Here is an 18,378-nt window from a genome sequence, read left to right as displayed (position 1 = left end):
GCCGTGCGGCAACCCCCACCGGGGCTAGGCGCGGCCGCCAGGAACCGGTCCGGCAGCAGCCGGACAGGCGCACGAGTTGCGCGGCCGGGTGACCCCCCGGGTGCCGACGCAGACACGACAGGGAGAGACCGATGGCAAAGGGCGACCCCGGTGGCACCACCCGCAGTAAGCGGGCGGCACCCCGCTCCAGGAAGGGCGCGACCGGCGACCCTCAACTGGTGCAGCTACTCACCCCCGAAGGCGAACGGATCGACAGCGTCATCGGGCCGGACGGCAACGAGTACCGCGTCGACTTCACCGACGAGGAATACCGCGGGCTCTACCGCGACCTGGTGCTGGTCCGGAAGTTGGACGCCGAGGCGACCGCTCTCCAGCGCCAGGGCGAGCTGGGCATCTGGGCCAGCCTGCTCGGCCAGGAGGCCGCCCAGGTCGGTTCCGGGCGGGCGCTGCGTACCCAGGACATGGCCTTCCCGACCTACCGGGAACACGGCGTCCTCTACTGCCGGGGCATCGACCCGATCATGCCGCTCGGCCTGTTTCGCGGCGTCGACCAGGGCGGCTGGGACCCGAACGAGTTCAAGTTCAACATGTACACGATCGTGATCGGGGCGCAGACCCTGCACGCCACCGGTTACGCCATGGGCATCACCATGGACGGCAAGACCGGCACCGACGATGGCGAAGCGGTGATCGCGTACTTCGGCGACGGGGCCACCAGCCAGGGTGACGTCAACGAGGCGTTCGTCTGGGCCGGCGTGTTCAACAGCCCGATGGTCTTCTTCTGCCAGAACAACCAGTACGCGATCTCCGAGCCGCTGGAGCGGCAGACCCGGATCCCGCTCTACCAGCGGGCTGCCGGCTTCGGTTTCCCCGGCATTCGAGTGGACGGCAACGACGTGCTCGCCACGTACGCGGTCACCCGCACCGCGCTGGACAACGCCCGGCACGGGCAGGGCCCGAGCCTGATCGAGGCGTACACCTACCGGATGGGCGCGCACACCACCTCCGACGACCCGACCCGCTACCGGATCGCCAGCGAGGTCGAGGCGTGGCAGGCCAAGGACCCGATCGCCCGGGTCAAGGCCTTCCTGGAGAAGCAGCAGATCGCCGACGCGGACTTCTTCGCCGACATCGACGAGCAGGCCCGGCGCGAGTCGGTGCACCTACGTGAGCGGGTGCTCGCCATGCCCGACCCGGAGCCGGTGACGATGTTCGACCACGTCTACCCCAACGGGTCTCCGCTGCTCGACGAGCAGCGCGCGCAGTTCAGCCGCTACCTGGAGTCGTTCGAGGGGAGCACCCACTGATGGCCACGGAAACGCTCACCCTCGGCAAGGCCCTCAACACCGGCCTGCGCCGCGCCCTGGAGAACGACCCCAAGGTCATCATCATGGGCGAGGACGTCGGCAAGCTCGGCGGCGTCTTCCGGATCACCGACGGGCTCCAGAAGGACTTCGGCGACCAGCGGGTCATCGACACCCCACTGGCCGAGTCCGGCATCATCGGCACCGCGGTCGGTCTGGCCATCCGCGGCTACCGGCCGGTCTGCGAGATCCAGTTCGACGGCTTCGTCTACCCCGCGTACGACCAGATCGTGTCGCAGGTGGCGAAGATGCACTACCGCTCGCGGGGCAAGCTCAACATTCCCATGGTGATCCGGATTCCGTTCGGCGGCGGCATCGGCGCGGTCGAGCACCACTCCGAGTCGCCGGAGGCGTACTTCGCGCACACCGCCGGCCTGAAGGTGGTGTCCTGCGCCAACCCGCAGGACGCGTACGTGATGATCCAGCAGGCCATCGCCTCGGACGACCCGATCGTCTTCCTGGAGCCCAAGCGGCGCTACTGGGAGAAGGGCCAGGTCGACCTGGAGGCGCCGCTGTCCGAGGCGTACCCGCTGCACTCGGCCCGGGTGGTGCGGCCCGGCGACGCCGTCACCGTGCTGGCGTACGGGCCGATGGTCCGGACCTGCCTGGAGGCGGCGACCGCCGCCGCCGAGGACGGCCGGGAGCTGGAGGTCATCGACCTGCGCTCGCTCTCCCCGCTGGACCTGACCGCGGCGTACGAGTCGGTGAAGCGCACCGGCCGCGCGATCGTGGTGCACGAGGCGCCGTCCAACATCGGCCTCGGCGCCGAGCTGGCCGCCCGGATCACCGAGGAGTGCTTCTATTCCCTCGAGTCGCCGGTGCTGCGGGTGACCGGCTTTGACATCCCCTACCCGGCCGCCCGGGTGGAGGAGGAGTTCCTGCCCGACCTGGACCGGGTGCTCGACGCCGTCGACCGCACCTTCGGCTGGTGAGCGGCATGTCCCGGATCAAGACGTTCAATCTGCCCGACCTGGGCGAGGGGCTGACCGAGGGCGAGATCCTGGCCTGGCTGGTCAAGGTCGGCGACACCATCGAGCTGAACCAGCCGATCGTCGAGGTGGAGACGGCCAAGGCGGCAGTCGAGATTCCGGCGAAGTGGGCCGGGCAGGTGCAGGCGATCTTCCACCCGGACGGCACCACGGTCGAGGTCGGTACGCCGATCATCGCGATCGACACCGACCCGGGTGCCGGTCCACTGGAGACGCCGTCGACCACGGCCATGGGCAGCGATGACCTGCCCACCCCGTCGGCGGCCTCGCTGGCGGCGGTGGAGGTGGCACCGGCCGAGGGCATGGTGGAGCCAGGTCTGATCGGCGGTCCGGCCCCGGGTGGGCGGACCGCGGTGCTGGTCGGCTACGGCCCGCGTACGACGGCCGCGAAGCGCCGCCCACGCAAGGGCGCTGTCCCCGCGCAGCCCGCCGTGGTCGATCACGGAGTTGGGGTGGGTGGCAAATCGTCGGCAACCCCCGCGATTCCGGCACCACAAGTCGATGATCGTCGCAACGGGGCGAGCAGCGGCGGGTTGGTGCTCGCCAAGCCGCCGGTGCGCAAGCTCGCCAAGGACCTCGGGGTCGACCTCAACACGTTGACCGGGTCGGGGCCACTGGGTTCGATCACCCGGGAGGACGTGCAGCAGGCGGCGAGCGGTGCCGTCGCGGCGGCGGAGCCGATCACGGCGACGTCGGTGGCGACGACCGCCCCCAGCTTCGGTGCGGACCGGGAGCAGCGCATCCCGGTCAAGGGGGTCCGCAAGCTCATCGCCGAGAACATGTCCCACTCGGCGTTCACCGCCCCGCACGTGACGGAGTTCCTGACCGTCGACGTGACCCGGGCGATGAAGGCACTGGACCGACTGCGCGGTCGGCGGGAGTGGCGCGACGTACGGGTCTCGCCCCTGCTGCTGGTGGCGAAGGCGGTGCTGCTCGCGGTGCAGCGTCACCCGATGATCAACTCGACCTGGGCGGGCGACGAGATCGTGGTCAAGGAGTACGTGAACCTCGGCATCGCGGCGGCCACCGAGCGCGGCCTGATCGTGCCGAACATCAAGGACGCCGGGCGGCTCACGTTGCGCGAGCTGGCCGACACCATGAACGGCCTGGTGCAGACGGCGAAGTCCGGCCGCACCTCGCCGGCGGACATGTCCGGCGGCACCCTGACCATCACCAACGTCGGCGTGTTCGGAGTGGACACCGGCACGCCGATCCTGCCGCCGGGCGAGTCGGCGATCCTGGCCTTCGGCGCGGTGCGGGAGATGCCCTGGGTGCACAAGGGCAAGGTGAAGGTGCGTCAGGTCACCACGCTGGGGCTGAGCTTCGACCACCGGATCATCGACGGTGAGCTTGGCTCGAAGTTCCTGCGCGACATCGGCGACTTCCTCGCGGACCCGGAGGCGGCGTTGCTCGCCTGGACCTGATCGTTCGAGACGCCAGCCACGGCCGGTGTGCCACGGGTTAACGCCCGGCACACCGGCCGTGCCTGTTGGGTGACGAAACCATTGCCAAGACGGCTTTTTGACCTTTGATTGTTAGGCAAGTGGCTCAACTCACCTACTAATCGATGGAAGTCGGCCGGGTTCTGGGGTTGAATAGATGCATCAGGGGCTGACAACCGAATAGCTAGGGGGACCCCACCAATGAGCATGATCGAGCGAATCCGCAACCACCGCGAGGCCACCCGCCGCGCCCGTGCCATCGAGCACGCGCTGCGCTCGGCGAACTCGCCGGCAGTTCGCGAGGAACTCCTCGTCATCGCCCAGCGTCACATGGGCTGACGCTCCACGACATTCCGCACCTCCTCCAGATCGATGGCCCACCCGGCCCACCGGGTGGGCCATCGGCGTTTCCCAGCACCCGCCACCGGGATTCCGCCCTGCCGCAACGCCCGGTACGGTGGGCTTCGGTCGCCGCCCGCCGACCCGGCAGAGGCCGAGCCGCCAGAAGCTGCTCGACACCGGCCGGCCACGGGGAGTGACGACTGGTGCTCCTTGGACGTGTCGTGCCACCACCCGATACCGTGCGGGGAGCCGGCACAGCGGTACGCCGGTGACGCCGGCAGCCACGCCGAGGAGACCGATCGGCACCGGCGAGCCGACATGTGATGGAGGAGGCGCACCCATGACGTCCGAGGGCCCGCACGGCCCCGGCCAAGAGCCGGACGAGGTGTCACCGGGCACCGGCGGACCGGCGCCGTACGGCGACCGCCCGGCGCAGCCGGACAACGGCCACAACGCCGCCGGCCCCGACCTGGGCTGGGCGCCCCCGCCCCCGACGCGGCCTGACCCGTCGACGCCGGCATGGGCGACCCAGTCCGAGCAGCCGCCCGCACCCGCCTGGGGTGCCGCCGCAGCGCCGCAGCCCAGCGACCCGGCGCAGCCCGCCTGGGCCACCGGCGGCGGCGCGAGCGAGCCGCCGCCGCAGCAGCAGCAGCCCGGCACCTGGCCCGCCAGCGACGGCGCGCCAGCCCCGGCGCAGCCCGACCCCTGGGCCGCACAGCAGCAGGGCTGGACGCCCGCCGAGCAGAGTGCACCCGCACCCGCCTGGACCCCGAGCGCCACCGAACAGCCCGACTGGGTGCAGGCCCAGCCGGCCGCGCGGGGCGCCGCACAGGTGCCCCCGGCCACCGCCGCCTGGCCCGCCCAGGAAGACCCGGCCCACGCTGGCGGCTGGGGCGGCGCGGCGCAGGCCAACCCGCCCGCCGCCGACTGGCGCGGGGCGGAGTCACAGCAGGCCGAGCCGCAGCAGGCCGCCGGCTGGTCCGGCGGCGCTCAGCAGGACGACGCGCCCGGCAGCGGCGCCTGGCCCACCGGCACCGCCGCACGCGACGACCAGCCGGTGTGGACGCCGGCAGAGCAGTCGCCGCCGGCCTGGGGTCAGCCCGCCGAACCGACCGAGCAGCCCGCCCCCGCGTGGGGGCAGGCCGCCCAGCCGAACGCGGCCCGTGGCGCGGCCCAGGTGCCGGCACCGGCGACGAACTGGCCTGGACAGGACGACCCGTCCCGCTCCGGCGGGTGGGCCGCACAGCAGCAGCAGGCGCAGCCCGGCGGGTGGAGCGACGGCGGCGACGTGCGGCAGGACCAGGCCGCGCAGCCGGCCGCCTGGGGCGGTGCCGAGGGCCGTCCGCAGCAGCCCGACTGGGTGCTCTCGCCGCAGGACCAGCCGACCGCACCGCCGGAGCCGGCGGGGTGGACCCCCGCGGGGCAGAGCGGCCTTCCCGCCCGTGCCAGCGTCAGCGTGCCCGGCAACGACGGTGCCCCCGGCTGGGCCGCCAGCCCGGACAATGCGGCGCAGGGCAACTCCGGCGTCCCGGCGGTTGAGCCGTGGGCACCCGGTGAGGTGTGGGGTCGCGCCGAAGCGGAAGCCTCCGCCCAGTCCCGCGGTGGCTGGGAGTCGGACCGGGGCGACGAGGCACCGGCCTACCAGCCCGGGGCGGCGCCGGGCATCTCGCCGGCAAACGCGGTGCCGCTGCCTCCACAGGAGCAGCGCGTGCCAGGCGCCAGCCTGACTGCCGCCCCGCCTGCCGATTTCTCGCCCCAGGCCCAGTTCGCTCCGATCCCCGAGCAGCCCGCCTACGCCGAACGGGAGACCCCGGACGCCGCCGCGCAGTACGAGGCCGAGCCAGCCTGGGGCCGCGCCGAGGACGCTCCCGCCAGTGGCGCGGTGGTGCCTGCCCCGCGTACCTCTCCGGAGCCCGGAGCAGGCCGGGCGATCGTGCCGGTGTCGGAGGCCGAATCGGCAGCTGGCGCGGCAGCCCGGGCCACGGCGAGCGCTTCGGTGCCGTTGGCCAGCCGGGTGATGCCCCCGACCGACCAGGCCATCCGGCCGGCTGGCACGGCCACACCACAACCCCGGATGTACGGCCGCCCGGCTCGACCCGAGCCGGAGAACGAGCCGGAGCCGGAGGCGTTCCAGGTCGACCCGGGTGCGGAGCGCCAGGGCGGACCGGAGTGGCAGAGCGACCAGCAGCGCCAGGTCGCACCCGACTGGCAGAACGACCCGCAGCGCCAGATTGGCGCGGGTTGGGGCGGCGAGTCCGCAGCCGAGCAGCGCTTCGACGACCGACAGCCCGCACCGAACACGTTCTATGACGCCCCGTCGGCGCCGCCGGCGTTCCCGCCCGGTGTGCCGTCCTTCGTCGACACGCCGGGCAGCAACAGGCCGGTGAACGGCACTCGGCCGCACGGCGGTGCGGAGCCGCCGGTCGACCAGTTCGGCGGCCCCGCGTCGCCTGCCACCGGTGCCGACCCGATGAACGGAGCGCCGGCCTTCGGCGGCCCCGGTTCCGGCGGCCCGGGCTTCGGAGGCCCGGGCTTCGGAGGCCCGGGCTTCGGCGCCGAGCCGGCGGCGGGCGACAGCTTCCCGCCGGCCTTCCCGCCACCGCAGCAGCCCGCGCCGTCCTGGGGCCAGGAGGCCAGCCAGTCGAATCAGGGCCGGTTCGACGCGTTCAAGCCGGACGCCGACGAGCCAAAGGCGGAGCCGCCGACGCCAAAGGTACGCAACGGCCGGGTGCTGGCCGCGGTGCTGATCGCCGCGGTGCTCATCCTGGCGGTGCCGCTCGGCCTGCTGCTGCTGCTCGGCAAGATCGGTGGGAAGGAAGCACCGGCCTTCGACCCGGCGGTCGGCACCTGCGTCAAGAAGTCCGGCCAGGATGGCGCCTCGGCAGCGGACTGCGGCGAGGCGGGCGCTTTCACGATCGTCTCGAAGGTGGACGCGAAGGAGAAGTGCACCGACGTGACGCAGCCCCACGTGGTGCTGCCGGGTGACGGCACCAACCGGGTGCTCTGCCTCAAGCAGGCCACGAAGTAGCTTCACCGACGGCGGGGGCACGGGCAACCGTGACCCCGCCGTCGTCGTACCCGGGCCTTCAGCTTCGGGCACTCCCCCTCCGGCCAGGCGCGGGCCGATGGTCAGGCACGATGGGTGCATGAGCGCACGAGTACGGGCTCCCGAACTGCGCGGTCGGGGCTGGCTGAACACCGGTGGACGCGATCTCAAGCTCGCCGACCTTCGCGGCAAGATCGTTCTGACGGATTTTTGGACGTTCTGCTGTATCAACTGCCTGCACGTGCTCGATGAGCTGCGCCCGCTGGAGGAGAAGTACGGCGACGTGCTCGTCGTGATCGGTGTGCACTCGCCGAAGTTCGAGCACGAGAAGGACGCCGACGCGCTCGCCGCCGCCGTGGAGCGGTACGGGGTGCACCACCCCGTACTCGACGATCCCGAACTGGACATGTGGCAGCAGTACGCGGCGCGGGCCTGGCCGACCCTGTCGGTGATCGACCCCGAGGGCTACGTGGTGGCCACCATGGCCGGCGAGGGGCACGCCGAAGGGCTGGCCCGATTGATCGACGAGTTGGTCGCCACCCACGAGGCCAAGGGCACCCTGCACCGGGGTGACGGCCCGTACGTCCCGCCGCCGGCACCGGAGACCGCGCTGCGCTTCCCGGGTAAGGCGGCGCTGCTGCCGAACGGCAACCTGCTGGTATCGGACTCGGCCCGGCACTCCCTGGTCGAGGTGGCCCCGGACGGCGAGACGCCGGTACGCCGGATCGGCTCGGGCGAGCGGGGCCGGGCCGACGGGCCGGAAGCCGCGGCGACGTTCTCCGAGCCGCAGGGGGTGTGCCTGCTGCCCACGCATGTCGCCGAGGTCGCCGGCTACGACCTGGTGGTCGCCGACACGGTCAACCACCTGCTGCGGGGCGTACGGCTCGAGTCCGGCGAGGTGGTCACCGTGGCCGGCAGTGGGCGGCAGTGGCGCGCCACGGTCGACGACCACGCCCACGACGCACTCGCCGTCGATCTCTCCTCCCCGTGGGATCTGGCCTGGTACGACGACAAGCTGATCATTGCGATGGCCGGCATCCACCAGCTCTGGTGGTTCGATCCGATCAAGCGGACCGCCGGCATGTACGCCGGCACCACGGTCGAGGCGCTGCGCGACGGCCCGCTGGCCGAGGCGTGGATGGCGCAGCCGTCCGGGCTCTCCGCCTCTGCCGACGGCACCCGGCTCTGGGTCGCCGACAGCGAGACCAGCTCCGTCCGGTACGTCGAGAACGGTGAGCTGGGCACCGCCGTCGGGCAGGGCCTGTTCGACTTCGGTCACGTGGACGGTCCGGCAGAGTCGGCGCTGCTCCAGCACCCGCTGGGTGTGTGTGCGCTGCCGGACGGCTCGGTGCTGATCGCGGACACCTACAACGGCGCTGTGCGCCGCTTCGACCCGGCCAGCAACCAGGTCTCCACGGTCGCCGACGGGTTGGCGGAGCCGAGCGACCTGGTGCTCACCCCGGCCGGTGAGGTGCTGGTGGTGGAGTCCGCTGCGCACCGGTTGACCCGGCTCGCCCCGGGTGCACTGTCGTCGGCAGGTGCCAGCACGGTGGACGGCCCCCGGCACCGCACCGAGCGCAAGCCGACCGACGTCGCGGCCGGTGAGGTCACCCTGGACATCGTCTTCACCCCGGCGCCGGGGCAGAAGCTGGACGAGACGTACGGGCCGTCGACCCGGTTGGTGGTCTCCGCGTCTCCGCCGGAGCTGCTGGTGGATGGTGCCGGCACGGGCACCGAACTGTCCCGCCGGCTGGTGCTCAACAGCGAGATCACCGCTGGGGTGCTGCAGGTGACCGCTCAGGCGGCGACGTGTGACGCGGACGTCGAGCACGCGGCGTGCCACCTGACCCGGCAGGACTGGGGCGTGCCGGTCCGGGTGGTCGACGGCGCCGTGACCCGGCTCCCACTGGTGCTGCGCGGCCTGGACGCCTGACTGTCCGGAGGGGCCCGGTGGGGCCCCTCCGGTCACGCGAACGGGGCCAGCGGGATGTCGGCGTCGATCAGAGTGGCGCGGACGAGTTCGGCGGCGGAGACCGCGTGCGGGGTGTCGCCGTGCAAACAGATCGAGTCGACCGAACAGGGGATGACGGTGCCGTCCACCGCCACCACGCTGCGTTCGGTGGCCATCCGCACCGCCCGTTCGGCCACCTGCTCCGGGTCGGTGATCACCGCTCCGGGGGTGCCGCGCGGCATCAGCGCCCCGTTGGGCAGGTAGGCGCGGTCGGCGAAGGCCTCGGCGACGACCGGCAGGCCCGCGCCGACGGCCAGTTGGGCGAGCGTCGAGCCGGGCAGACAGAGTATGGGCAGGCCGGGGTCGTAGCCGGTGACTGCGGCGACCACCGCCGCCGCTTGAGATTCGTCGGTGCTGGCCGCGTGGTAGAGCGCGCCGTGCGGCTTGAGGTAGCGGACCCGGGTGCCGAACAGCTGGCAGAACGCGTTCAGCGCCCCCAACTGGTAGGTCACCTCGTCGCGTAGCTCGGCGAAGTCGTACGCGATGCGCCGCCGGCCGAAGCCGGCCAGGTCCCGGTAGCCCACCTGCGCGCCCACCGCGACCCCACGCCGTGCGGCGCCCTCGCAGACCCGCCGCATCGTGGACGGGTCGCCGCCGTGGAAGCCGCAGGCGACGTTGGCGGAGGTGACGAGGCCCAGCAGCGCCTCGTCGTCGCCGAGTCGCCAGATGCCGAATCCCTCACCCAGGTCAGCGTTGAGGTCCATGGAACCTGACGGTAGTCCCTGGCCGGGCCTGCGCGAGCGGGGTCACGTCGGTGACCACCCCGATGACGGGGTATCCGCCGGTGGTCGGGTGGTCCGCGAGGAAGATCAGGGGTTGTCCGTCGGCCGGCACCTGCACCGCGCCGAGCACGATGCCCTCGCTGGGAAGTTCGCCGGCGACCGCGCGAGGCAGCGCCGCGCCGGCGAGCCGCGCGCCGACCCGGTTGCTCACCGGGCTGACGGTGTACGCGGTGCCGAACAGTCGGTCGAGCGCGGTGGGGGTGAACCAGTCGTCGCGGGGCCCCAGGCGCAGCGTCAGGTGCACTTCCGGCGGGGGTGCAAAGCAGACGGTCAGGTCCACCGGCGCGGGTGCGCCCAGTGGCTGGCCGAGCGGCAGTCGGTCGCCGTCGCGCAGCGGAGCCGGGCCGAGCCCGGAGAGGGTGTCGGTGGCCCGACTGCCGAGCACCGGCGGCACGTCGATGCCGCCGGCCACCGCCAGCCAACTCCGTACGCCCCGTCGGGCGGGACCGATCCGCAGCACCGTCCCGGCCGGCATGGTGAGCGGACGCCCGGTGTCACCAGGCCGTTCACCCGCGTGAACCGTCACCTCGGCGCCGGTCACCGAGACCGTGGTGGCACGCGTCAGCCGCAGTGTGCAGCCGGTCAGTGTGATCTCCAGGCCGGCGGCGTGCTCCGGATTGCCGACCAGCCGGTTGGCCAGCCGCAGGGCCGCTGGGTCGAGGGCACCGGACCGGGGTACGCCCAGGTGCGCCCAACCGGGTCGGCCCAGGTCCTGCACGGTGGTGAGCGCGCCGGCGCGGAGCACCTCGATAGCGGCCGGGTGGGTCACGCCGCCGCCATCCGAACCGGGGTGCCCGGGCCGAGTCGGGTCGGCGGGTCGGCGTGCACGTCGAAGAGGACCAGGTCGGTCCGACCGACCAGCAGCCAGCCGCCGGGGGACGCGCCCGGGTAGATGCCGGCGTACGGGCCGGCCAAGGCGACCGAGCCGGCCGGCACCCGGGGACGGGGCGTGGCCAGCCGGGGCAGCGCCAGCTCGGCGGGCAGCCCGGTCAGGTAGGGAAAGCCGGGGGCGAAGCCGCAGAACGCGACCCGGAACCGGGTGCTGGTCAGCCGGTGCAGCACGGCTGGCACGTCCACGCCCCAGTGCTCAGCCACCACCGGCAGGTCCGGCCCGTCGAAGTTGACCGGTACGACCACTTCCGCGCCGTCGCCGCCTGCGCTGTCGTCGCCTGCGTCTCTGTGGACGGTGGCGGCGGCGACCGCGGACGCCCATCGGGTCAGCTGCGCTGCCGTGGCGGCCGGGTCGGGCAGGCCGTCGAGCAGGACGGTGCTGGCCGCCGGCACGATCTCGACGGCGGTCAGATCGCCCTGCTCTCGACGCCGCCACAGCTCGGCCCGCCACGCTTCGACCAGCGCGGCTTCGGGGACATCGGGCGGGGTGGTGCAGTCGAGCAGCAGGGCGTGCGCGCCGACGGGCCGGATCCGCATCAGCTCATCCTCGCCGATGTGGTGTTCACGATGACGGTGCCAGGTGTCACCAACGCCACTACTTACAAGTAACCTACGGTGCCGTAACCTGGCTACGTGACCACCTCCGCCCCGCTTCACCTGAAGCCGGTCGACATCGGTAAGCCCCGGATGCGCGGCTGGCTGCACACGTATGCCTTCTTCGTCGCCGTGGTCTGCGGGATCGTGCTCTGCTCGATCGCCGCCACCCGGGCGGGGTGGGCGCCGCTGGTCAGCTGTCTCATCTACAGCCTGACGGTTTGTGGGCTCTTCGGTACGAGCGCGCTGTACCACCGTCGGGTGTGGTCAGAGCGCGGCTACCAGGTGATGCGCCGACTGGACCACGCGATGATCTTCGTGTTCATCGCCGGCACGTACACACCGCTCTGCACGATGCTGCTCGCGCCCCGGCCGGCCACCGTGATGCTGTCCCTGGTCTGGGGTGGCGCACTGGCCGGCGTGGCGCTCAAGGTGGTCTGGCCACACGTGCCGCGCTGGGTGTCCGCGCCGCTCTACCTGGCGCTCGGCTGGGTGGCGGTGGCCATGCTGCCGCAGATCCTGCACGGCGGCGGTGTCGCGGCACTGGTGCTGCTGATCGTCGGTGGCGCGATCTACAGCATCGGCGCGGTCTTCTACGCGTTGCGCCGACCCAATCCGTGGCCGACCGTCTTCGGTCACCACGAGTTCTTCCACGCCTGCACGCTGCTGGCGGCGCTATGCCATCACATCGCGATCTACTTCGCGCTGTTCGCCTGACCCCAGGCGGTGCGAGGGGTGACCCCTCAGCCCCTGCTTACTGGATCGAGCACGATCTTGGGCCGACTGGTCCCCGTCGATCGAGGTCGTGTGGATCGTCGTCTCCGGGGTCACACGCGAGCCGGGGCCCGCGACGCTGCGGGACCCGGAGTGTGTGCGCGAGGATCAGACCGGTCGGCCCGGCCGACGCACCTCGCGGTACTCCCGCATGACCTGGTCGTCCTGGACCGGCACCATCCGGTCAGCCACCACATGCTCCTCGCGTACCGGCGCGGCGACCACCGTGCGGCGGCGGCGACTGCTCCAGAAGTAGAGGGTGGCGACCAGGCCGGCGACACCGGCCAGCATCAGCACCCAGCCGACCACGGCCAGGTTCAGCCAGCCCAGGTCGGCCTCCACAGCGAATGCGAGGATCGCGCCCAGCGCGATCAAGAAGATGCTGCCACCAATGCCCATGTCTCGCTCCTCGGCTCAAACCTGGCGTACGACGCGCCGCGGCCGTCGGTAGGGGTGCGGCATCCATCGACTTACCCCGGCACGGAGATCGCCAATCGGGCAAGCTGAGGACATGACGGACGCCAACCCCGAGACGCGGACACTGGTGTTGCTGCGGCACGCGAAGGCCGAGCAGGGCGGCGACGCGTCGGACGATGCCGAGCGGCCGCTCAGCGCACGCGGAGACGCCGACGCGGCAGCGGCTGGTGCCTGGCTCGCGCACCACGGGCTGCTGCCCGACGTGGTGATCTGCTCGACGGCCAGGCGTACCCGGCAGACCTGGCACGGGGTGGCGATGGGGATGACCGGTTCACCGCCGGAGGGTGGCCCGACCGGCCCTCGCCCGACCGTCCGTTACGAGCCCGGCGCGTACGACGCCCATCCCGAGGAGTTGTTGGCGCTGGTTCGCACGGTCGACCCGGCGGCCCGCACGGCGCTGCTGATTGCGCACAACCCGGGCATTTCGCTGCTTTCCGCACTCCTCGACCCGGAGGGGGCGGACGAGGAGGGGTTGCGCACCGCCGAACTGGCGGTGCACCGCGGCCCGCCAAGCTGGGCGGAGCTGAAGCGGGCGGGAGCGCCGATCACGGCACGGCACATCGCCCACGACTGAGCCACCCGTCGATCACTGACGGGTGGCTCAGGGGGCACGCGTCCTGGTTGTGCAGGGCTCAGGACGGCGGCGCGGTTGGTGGCGGCGGGTCTGGCGGTGGCGGCATCATCGCCGTCGGATGAGACAGCCGGTTCTCCTCCACGATGAGGGTCCGGGCCCGCTTGCGCCGGTCCTGCCAGAACCAGAGCGTGGTCAGCAGTACGGCCAACCCGGCCAGGATGAACACCCAGCCGACCGCCCGGACGTCGATCCACCAGACGTTTGCTCTCAGCGCGAAGGTCAGGATCGCGCCGATCGCGATGAGAAAAATGCCGCTTCCTACACCCATGTGCGCTGCACTCCCCCGTGCGGTGGCTCTGGGCGTTCCCTTTCAAGGTCACGCGACGGTTACCCGCCACGCCACGGGCATACCCGGCCGGGCTCGCCCAATACGTGCTCGCCCTCAACCGGCCGGTGCCCCCCGGCGCGGGCCGGCTGCCCCCTGCACGGTCAGAAGGCCTCCTCCGGGAGGTCCATGATGTCGAGGTCGGTGCCCTCGACGATCCGCCGGTCGGCGCCGATGCGGGGCAGCACCTCGCGGGCGAAGAAACGGGCAGCAGCCACCTTGCCGGTGTAGAACGCCTTGTCGGCGGCGGAGACCTCGCCGGCCAGCGCCTTGAGCGCGACGTCGGCCTGCTTCTGAAGCAGCCAGCCGACCACCAGGTCGCCGATCGCCAGCAGGAACCGCCGGCTGCTCAGCCCGACCTTGTAGAGCGCGCGGGTGTCGCCACCCTGCGCCTCGCCCAACCAGCCGGTCATGACGCCGAGGATGTTCTGGACCTCGACGAGCGCCTTGCCGAGCGCCTGCCGTTCCTCCTTGAGTTGGCCGTTGCCCGCCTCGGAGGAGATGAACTCCTGGATCTCGCCGGCGACCGCCATGAGCGCCTTGCCGTTGTCCCGGACGATCTTGCGGAAGATCAGGTCCAGGCTCTGGATGGCGGTGGTGCCCTCGTACAGGGTGTCGATCTTGGCGTCGCGGACGTACTGCTCCAGCGGGTAGTCCTGGAGGAACCCGGAGCCGCCGAAGGTCTGCAGAGCCTCGTGCCCGAGCATCTCGTACGCCCGCTCCGAGCCGACGCCCTTGACCAGCGGCAGCAGCAGGTCGTTGACCCGCTTGGCCAGCTTGGTGGCCTTCTCGTCGCCGGCCGCCTCGGCGATGGCGACCTTGTCCTGCCAGGTGGCGGTGTAGAGAACCAGGGCACGCAGACCCTCGGCGTACGACTTCTGCAGCAGCAGCGAGCGGCGCACGTCCGGGTGGTGGGTGATGGTGACCCGCGGGGCGGTCTTGTCCGCCTGCTGGATCAGGTCGGCGCCCTGCACCCGGCTCTTCGCGTACTCCAGGGCGTTGAGGTAGCCGGTGGAGAGGGTGGCGATGGCCTTGGTGCCGACCAGCATCCGGGCGTACTCAATGATCATGAACATCTGCCGGATGCCGTCGTGCTTGTCGCCCAGCAGCCAACCCTTGGCCGGTACGCCGTGCTCGCCGAAGGTCAGCTCGCAGGTGTTGGAGACCTTCAGACCCATCTTGTGCTCGACGTTCGTGGTGTAGACGCCGTTGCGCTCACCCAGCTCACCGGTGGTTTCGTCGAAGTGGAACTTCGGCACCACGAAGAGCGACAGGCCCTTGGTGCCGGGGCCACCGACGCCCTCCACGCCCACCGGGCGGGCCAGCACGTAGTGCACGATGTTGTCGCTCAGGTCGTGCTCGCCCGAGGTGATGAAGCGCTTGACGCCCTCGACGTGCCACGAGCCGTCCGGCTGCTGGATGGCGCGGGCGCGGCCGGCGCCGACATCCGAGCCGGCGTCCGGCTCGGTGAGCACCATGGTGGAGCCCCACTGCTTGTCGATGAAGAGCTTGGCCCACTTCTTCTGCCGCTCGGTGCCCTCGACGTGCAGCACGTGCGCGAAGGACGGGCCGGAGGCGTACATCCAGATGGGGGCGTTCGAGCCGAGCACCAGCTCGGCGAGCGCCCACCAGAGGGCGCGCGGCGCGTTGGTGCCACCCAGTGCCGGCGGAAGGTCCAGGCGCCAGAACTCGGAGTCCATGAATGCCTGGTAGGACTTCTTGAACGACGCCGGCAGCGGCGCGGTGTGCGTGGCCGGGTCGAACACCGGCGGGTTGCGGTCACTGTCCGTGTAGCTGGCGGCCAGGTCCTCGCGAGCGAGGCGGTCAAGCTCAGCGAGGAAGCTGCGGGCGGTGTCGACGTCGAGTTCCGAGTACGGTTCCTGGCCGAACGCCTGGTCCGCCCCGAAGACCTCGAACAGGTTGAACTCAAGGTCCCGCAGGTTGCTCTTGTAGTGGGTCATGGTCACTGGCCCCGCTTCCGGACAGGTGTTACCGATCAGTAACCCCGACTGTATTACTCGCGGGTAGGAAGCGACAAGTGGATCGCCCAAGTGACGGCGATTACACACCTCCGTGCCGGACCGGCCCGATCAGCTCTCGGCGGCGCCGACCTCCCAACTCGGGACGGCTGCCGCCGCGCCGTTACGGGCGCCGACGTACTCCATGAGGACCAGGGCGATGTCATCGTCGAGCCGACCATGGACCCACTCGACCAGGGCGGTCTCCAGCGAGGCCAGCCCGTCGGCGACCGTGCCGTGGCCGAGCAGTCGCCAGGCCCGGTCGGCCGTGGGGAAGAACTCGCCGTCGCGCCGGGCCTCGCCCAGGCCGTCAGTGAACAGCAGCAGCCGGTCCCCGGGTTCCAGGCGTTCGACCCGGGGGCGGACCACCGGCATGAACCCGAGCGGAGGCGCCGGCGCCGGCGGCTCCAGCGGGATCACCGCGCCCCGGCGCAGCAGCAGCGGTGGCGGATGCCCGCAGTTGACGATCGTGAGCGTGCCGCCGCGCTCCTCGACCAGGGCCGCGGTCACGAAGTCCTCGTCACCGACGTTGCGGGCCACCGCGCGGTCCAGGTCGGCGACGACGGCGCGCAGGTCGGCCCGCTCGTACGCCACGTGCCGGTAGGAGCCGAGGACGATGCTCGCCAGCCGGACCGCGTCCAGGCCCTTGCCGCGCACATCACCGATGATCATGCGTACGCCGTAGGGCGTGTCGATGGCCTCGTACAGGTCACCGCCGATCTCGGCCGTCGCGGTGGAGGAGATGTAGCGACCCGCGACCGAAAGCGTGCCGACCTGCGGCCCGAGCGGACGCAGCACCGCCTGTTGGGCCACCGAGGCGAGCTTGGTCAGCTCGACGAGCTTCTCCGCCTGCCGCTGTCGAAGCGACGCCACCACCACCGCCAACCCGGTGGCGAACGCGACCGCGACCACGTTGACCGAGGTGACCAGCGACATCTTCGGCTCGACCAGGGCGAAGCCGGCCCCGGTCAGGGTCGCCGCGACGCCCACCGCCAGCACCACCGGCCAGGACGCCAGGGCGGCGGCCAGGAACGGTACGGCCGCCAACAGCGCGACGTAGTGCGCCAACCGGCCGTCCGCCGCCTCCACCGCCGACACGATCGCGAGCAGAACGAGGGCCGCGCCGAGGCCGGCGCGGGATCCGGGGCTCAGCGGGCGACGGCCCGACTGGAGGAGTCGCGTGGATACGAGGGACAGTTTGCCTGATCCGCGGGAAACGGTGAATGAACCTGACCCGTCGTCTGAGGAGGTTCTGTCCAGCCGGCCCGGTTGGCCGGCCGAATCGGCGTCACCTGCCCCGGTCAGCCGAGGACCTCGTAGCGGACAGTGAGCGCGCCCACGTCGACCGACGCGATGGTGGCGAACGCCGCCCGGGAGAGGTCCAGGCAGCGGCCGTCGATGAACGGGCCACGATCGTTGATGCGCACCACGACCGACTTGCCGTTGGCCGGATTGGTCACCCGGACCTTGGTGTTGAACGACAGCGTCTTGTGCGCGGCGGTCAGCTCATTCGGGTTGAACGACTCACCGTTGGCGGTGAGCTGCCCGTCGGAGTAGAACGACGCACCGCACGAGCCGCTCGCCAGCACATTCGGTGCCTTCGTGGTCTTCTTGGCGGTTGGGCTCGGCTTCGGCGGCACGGTGCGGGCCTTGGCTCGGGAGGCGGCCTGCTGCGACCGGGAGGCCGACGGGCTGGCGGAAACGCTCGGCGGGGCGCTGGCACTCGGAGAGGCTGCCGGGGAGCTGGGGGTGAAGCTGCTGGCGGCGGTGGTCGGGGTGAAATCGAGAGCCGCCTGCTCTGACTGACCGGAGCCGGAGGTCAGCTGCACGGCACCGAACGTGCCCCCGACGGCGAGGGCGACGCCGACCGCCGCGGTGGCCACGATGCCCGCCGGGGAGGAGAAGATGCGGGTACGGGAGTGCTTACCTGCCACCGGCCCGGTCCTTTCGTCGACTGAACAAACCGGGTCGGACCGTAACGAGAGAAGCACTTCCGAAGTCAACGTGATCATAGTGGTATGACCGCATTTGCGCTGGTACGTCTAGCCGATCATCCGACCCCAGGTGGGCCGGGTGGCCCGGGTGCCGACACGCCGACCACGGGTGCCGCAGGATAGGCGGATGCCCGCTGACCTGACCGACCGACTGGCCGCCCTGTTCCAGTGGATCGATCCCGGCCCCGGCACCAGTCACCTGGTCAGCGACATCTCCGGTTGGTGGCGGGACCCGGCGGTGCTGGCCGAGCTGGGACCGGCCCTGGTGGCGCCATACCGGGCCGCCCGGCCGACCGTGGTGCTCGCCCCGGCGGTCACCGGGCTGCTGCTCGGGCCGCTGGCCGCCACCGCCCTCGGGGTCGGCTTCGTGGCCGCTCACAAACCCGGCGACGGTCGGCTGCCGGCCGGGCCGCTCACCTGGGCACAGAGCCCACCGGACTACCGGGGTCGGCAGGTCGACCTGGCCGTACGGGACCGGCACCTCGGCCCCGACGACCGGGTGCTGGTGGTGGACGACTGGGTGCGTACCGGCGCGCAACTTCGCGCCCTCTACGACATCTGCGCCGCGCGCGGTGCCGAGGTGCTGGGCACCGCCGTCGTGACCGTCGACTGCCCGCCCGAGATCGCGGCCGACCTACGGATCACCGGCCTGATCAACGCCGCGGATCTGCCGGCTTGACCTGAACCGAGGTTCA

At 71.7% G+C, this 18,378-nt stretch carries 17 protein-coding genes; 9 read left to right on the top strand and 8 right to left on the bottom strand.

Translation table 11 applies throughout. The features are described 5' to 3' along the window. The first annotated feature begins 131 nt into the window (after positions 1-131). The 6 genes from pdhA to OG811_RS11290 all read left to right on the top strand — a co-directional run bounded on the left by pdhA (position 132) and on the right by OG811_RS11290 (position 9,116). Entirely contained in the window at positions 132-1,307 is a 1,176-nt protein-coding gene (gene pdhA / locus OG811_RS11315) for a pyruvate dehydrogenase (acetyl-transferring) E1 component subunit alpha (protein WP_406073986.1), read from the top strand. After that, a complete protein-coding gene (locus tag OG811_RS11310) occupies positions 1,307-2,296 on the top strand; it encodes an alpha-ketoacid dehydrogenase subunit beta (protein WP_406073985.1) in 990 nt (329 codons plus the stop codon). Before pdhA ends, OG811_RS11310 begins: the two co-directional genes overlap by 1 nt. Positions 2,297-2,301: 5 nt before the next feature. Beyond that, a complete protein-coding gene (locus OG811_RS11305) occupies positions 2,302-3,777 on the top strand; it encodes a dihydrolipoamide acetyltransferase family protein (RefSeq protein WP_406075659.1) in 1,476 nt (491 codons plus the stop codon). 219 nt (positions 3,778-3,996) lie between these two features. Further along, positions 3,997-4,134, top strand: a complete 138-nt coding sequence (locus OG811_RS11300) for a hypothetical protein (protein WP_406073983.1) — start codon at positions 3,997-3,999, stop codon at positions 4,132-4,134. 343 nt (positions 4,135-4,477) lie between these two features. Continuing rightward, positions 4,478-7,165 carry a hypothetical protein gene (locus tag OG811_RS11295; RefSeq protein ID WP_406073982.1) on the top strand — a complete coding sequence of 896 codons (2,688 nt, stop codon included), beginning with the start codon at positions 4,478-4,480 and terminating at the stop codon, positions 7,163-7,165. A 118-nt stretch (positions 7,166-7,283) separates the two neighbouring features. Continuing rightward, complete coding sequence (locus tag OG811_RS11290) at positions 7,284-9,116, top strand: NHL domain-containing thioredoxin family protein (RefSeq protein ID WP_406073981.1); 1,833 nt, start codon at positions 7,284-7,286, stop codon at positions 9,114-9,116. A gap of 32 nt (positions 9,117-9,148) precedes the next feature. Here OG811_RS11290 and OG811_RS11285 read toward each other — a convergent pair whose 3' ends face one another. From OG811_RS11285 to OG811_RS11275, 3 genes are read right to left on the bottom strand one after another with little or no spacing between them, the layout of a single operon-like run. After that, complete coding sequence (locus OG811_RS11285; protein WP_406073979.1) at positions 9,149-9,898, bottom strand: LamB/YcsF family protein; 750 nt, start codon at positions 9,896-9,898, stop codon at positions 9,149-9,151. Next, a complete protein-coding gene (locus OG811_RS11280) occupies positions 9,882-10,844 on the bottom strand; it encodes a biotin-dependent carboxyltransferase family protein (RefSeq protein WP_406075657.1) in 963 nt (320 codons plus the stop codon). The genes OG811_RS11285 and OG811_RS11280 overlap by 17 nt, the downstream gene beginning before the upstream one ends. Further along, entirely contained in the window at positions 10,742-11,404 is a 663-nt protein-coding gene (locus tag OG811_RS11275; protein ID WP_406073977.1) for an allophanate hydrolase subunit 1, read from the bottom strand. The genes OG811_RS11280 and OG811_RS11275 overlap by 103 nt, the downstream gene beginning before the upstream one ends. 96 nt (positions 11,405-11,500) lie before the next feature. Between OG811_RS11275 and OG811_RS11270 the strand changes: the two genes are divergently transcribed. Beyond that, positions 11,501-12,178 carry a hemolysin III family protein gene (locus tag OG811_RS11270; protein ID WP_406073976.1) on the top strand — a complete coding sequence of 226 codons (678 nt, stop codon included), beginning with the start codon at positions 11,501-11,503 and terminating at the stop codon, positions 12,176-12,178. A 165-nt stretch (positions 12,179-12,343) separates the two neighbouring features. Here OG811_RS11270 and OG811_RS11265 read toward each other — a convergent pair whose 3' ends face one another. Then, positions 12,344-12,634, bottom strand: coding sequence for a DUF6458 family protein (locus OG811_RS11265; protein ID WP_406073974.1), 291 nt, complete (start codon positions 12,632-12,634; stop codon positions 12,344-12,346). Between the two features lie 112 nt (positions 12,635-12,746). Between OG811_RS11265 and OG811_RS11260 the strand changes: the two genes are divergently transcribed. Continuing rightward, complete coding sequence (locus OG811_RS11260) at positions 12,747-13,286, top strand: SixA phosphatase family protein (protein ID WP_406073972.1); 540 nt, start codon at positions 12,747-12,749, stop codon at positions 13,284-13,286. Positions 13,287-13,344: 58 nt separating this feature from the next. Here the strand turns inward: OG811_RS11260 and OG811_RS11255 are convergent, their stop codons facing one another. The 4 genes from OG811_RS11255 to OG811_RS11240 form a co-directional block, all read right to left on the bottom strand. After that, positions 13,345-13,614, bottom strand: coding sequence for a DUF6458 family protein (locus tag OG811_RS11255; RefSeq protein WP_030332052.1), 270 nt, complete (start codon positions 13,612-13,614; stop codon positions 13,345-13,347). 161 nt (positions 13,615-13,775) lie between these two features. Then, positions 13,776-15,632, bottom strand: coding sequence for an acyl-CoA dehydrogenase (locus OG811_RS11250; RefSeq protein ID WP_406075656.1), 1,857 nt, complete (start codon positions 15,630-15,632; stop codon positions 13,776-13,778). A gap of 129 nt (positions 15,633-15,761) precedes the next feature. After that, a complete protein-coding gene (locus tag OG811_RS11245) occupies positions 15,762-16,886 on the bottom strand; it encodes a PP2C family protein-serine/threonine phosphatase (RefSeq protein WP_406075654.1) in 1,125 nt (374 codons plus the stop codon). A 104-nt stretch (positions 16,887-16,990) separates the two neighbouring features. Next, entirely contained in the window at positions 16,991-17,623 is a 633-nt protein-coding gene (locus OG811_RS11240) for a septal ring lytic transglycosylase RlpA family protein (RefSeq protein WP_406073970.1), read from the bottom strand. Between the two features lie 187 nt (positions 17,624-17,810). Here OG811_RS11240 and OG811_RS11235 point away from each other — a divergent pair, with 187 nt between their 5' ends. Beyond that, complete coding sequence (locus OG811_RS11235) at positions 17,811-18,362, top strand: phosphoribosyltransferase family protein (protein WP_406073968.1); 552 nt, start codon at positions 17,811-17,813, stop codon at positions 18,360-18,362. Positions 18,363-18,378: the final 16 nt, after the last annotated feature.

It is taken from the genome of Micromonospora sp. NBC_01638 (genome assembly GCF_045209745.1).
Taxonomy (GTDB): domain Bacteria; phylum Actinomycetota; class Actinomycetes; order Mycobacteriales; family Micromonosporaceae; genus Micromonospora.
Note: the sequence above shows the minus strand (reverse complement) of the source record. Positions and strands in the feature narration are given on the sequence as shown.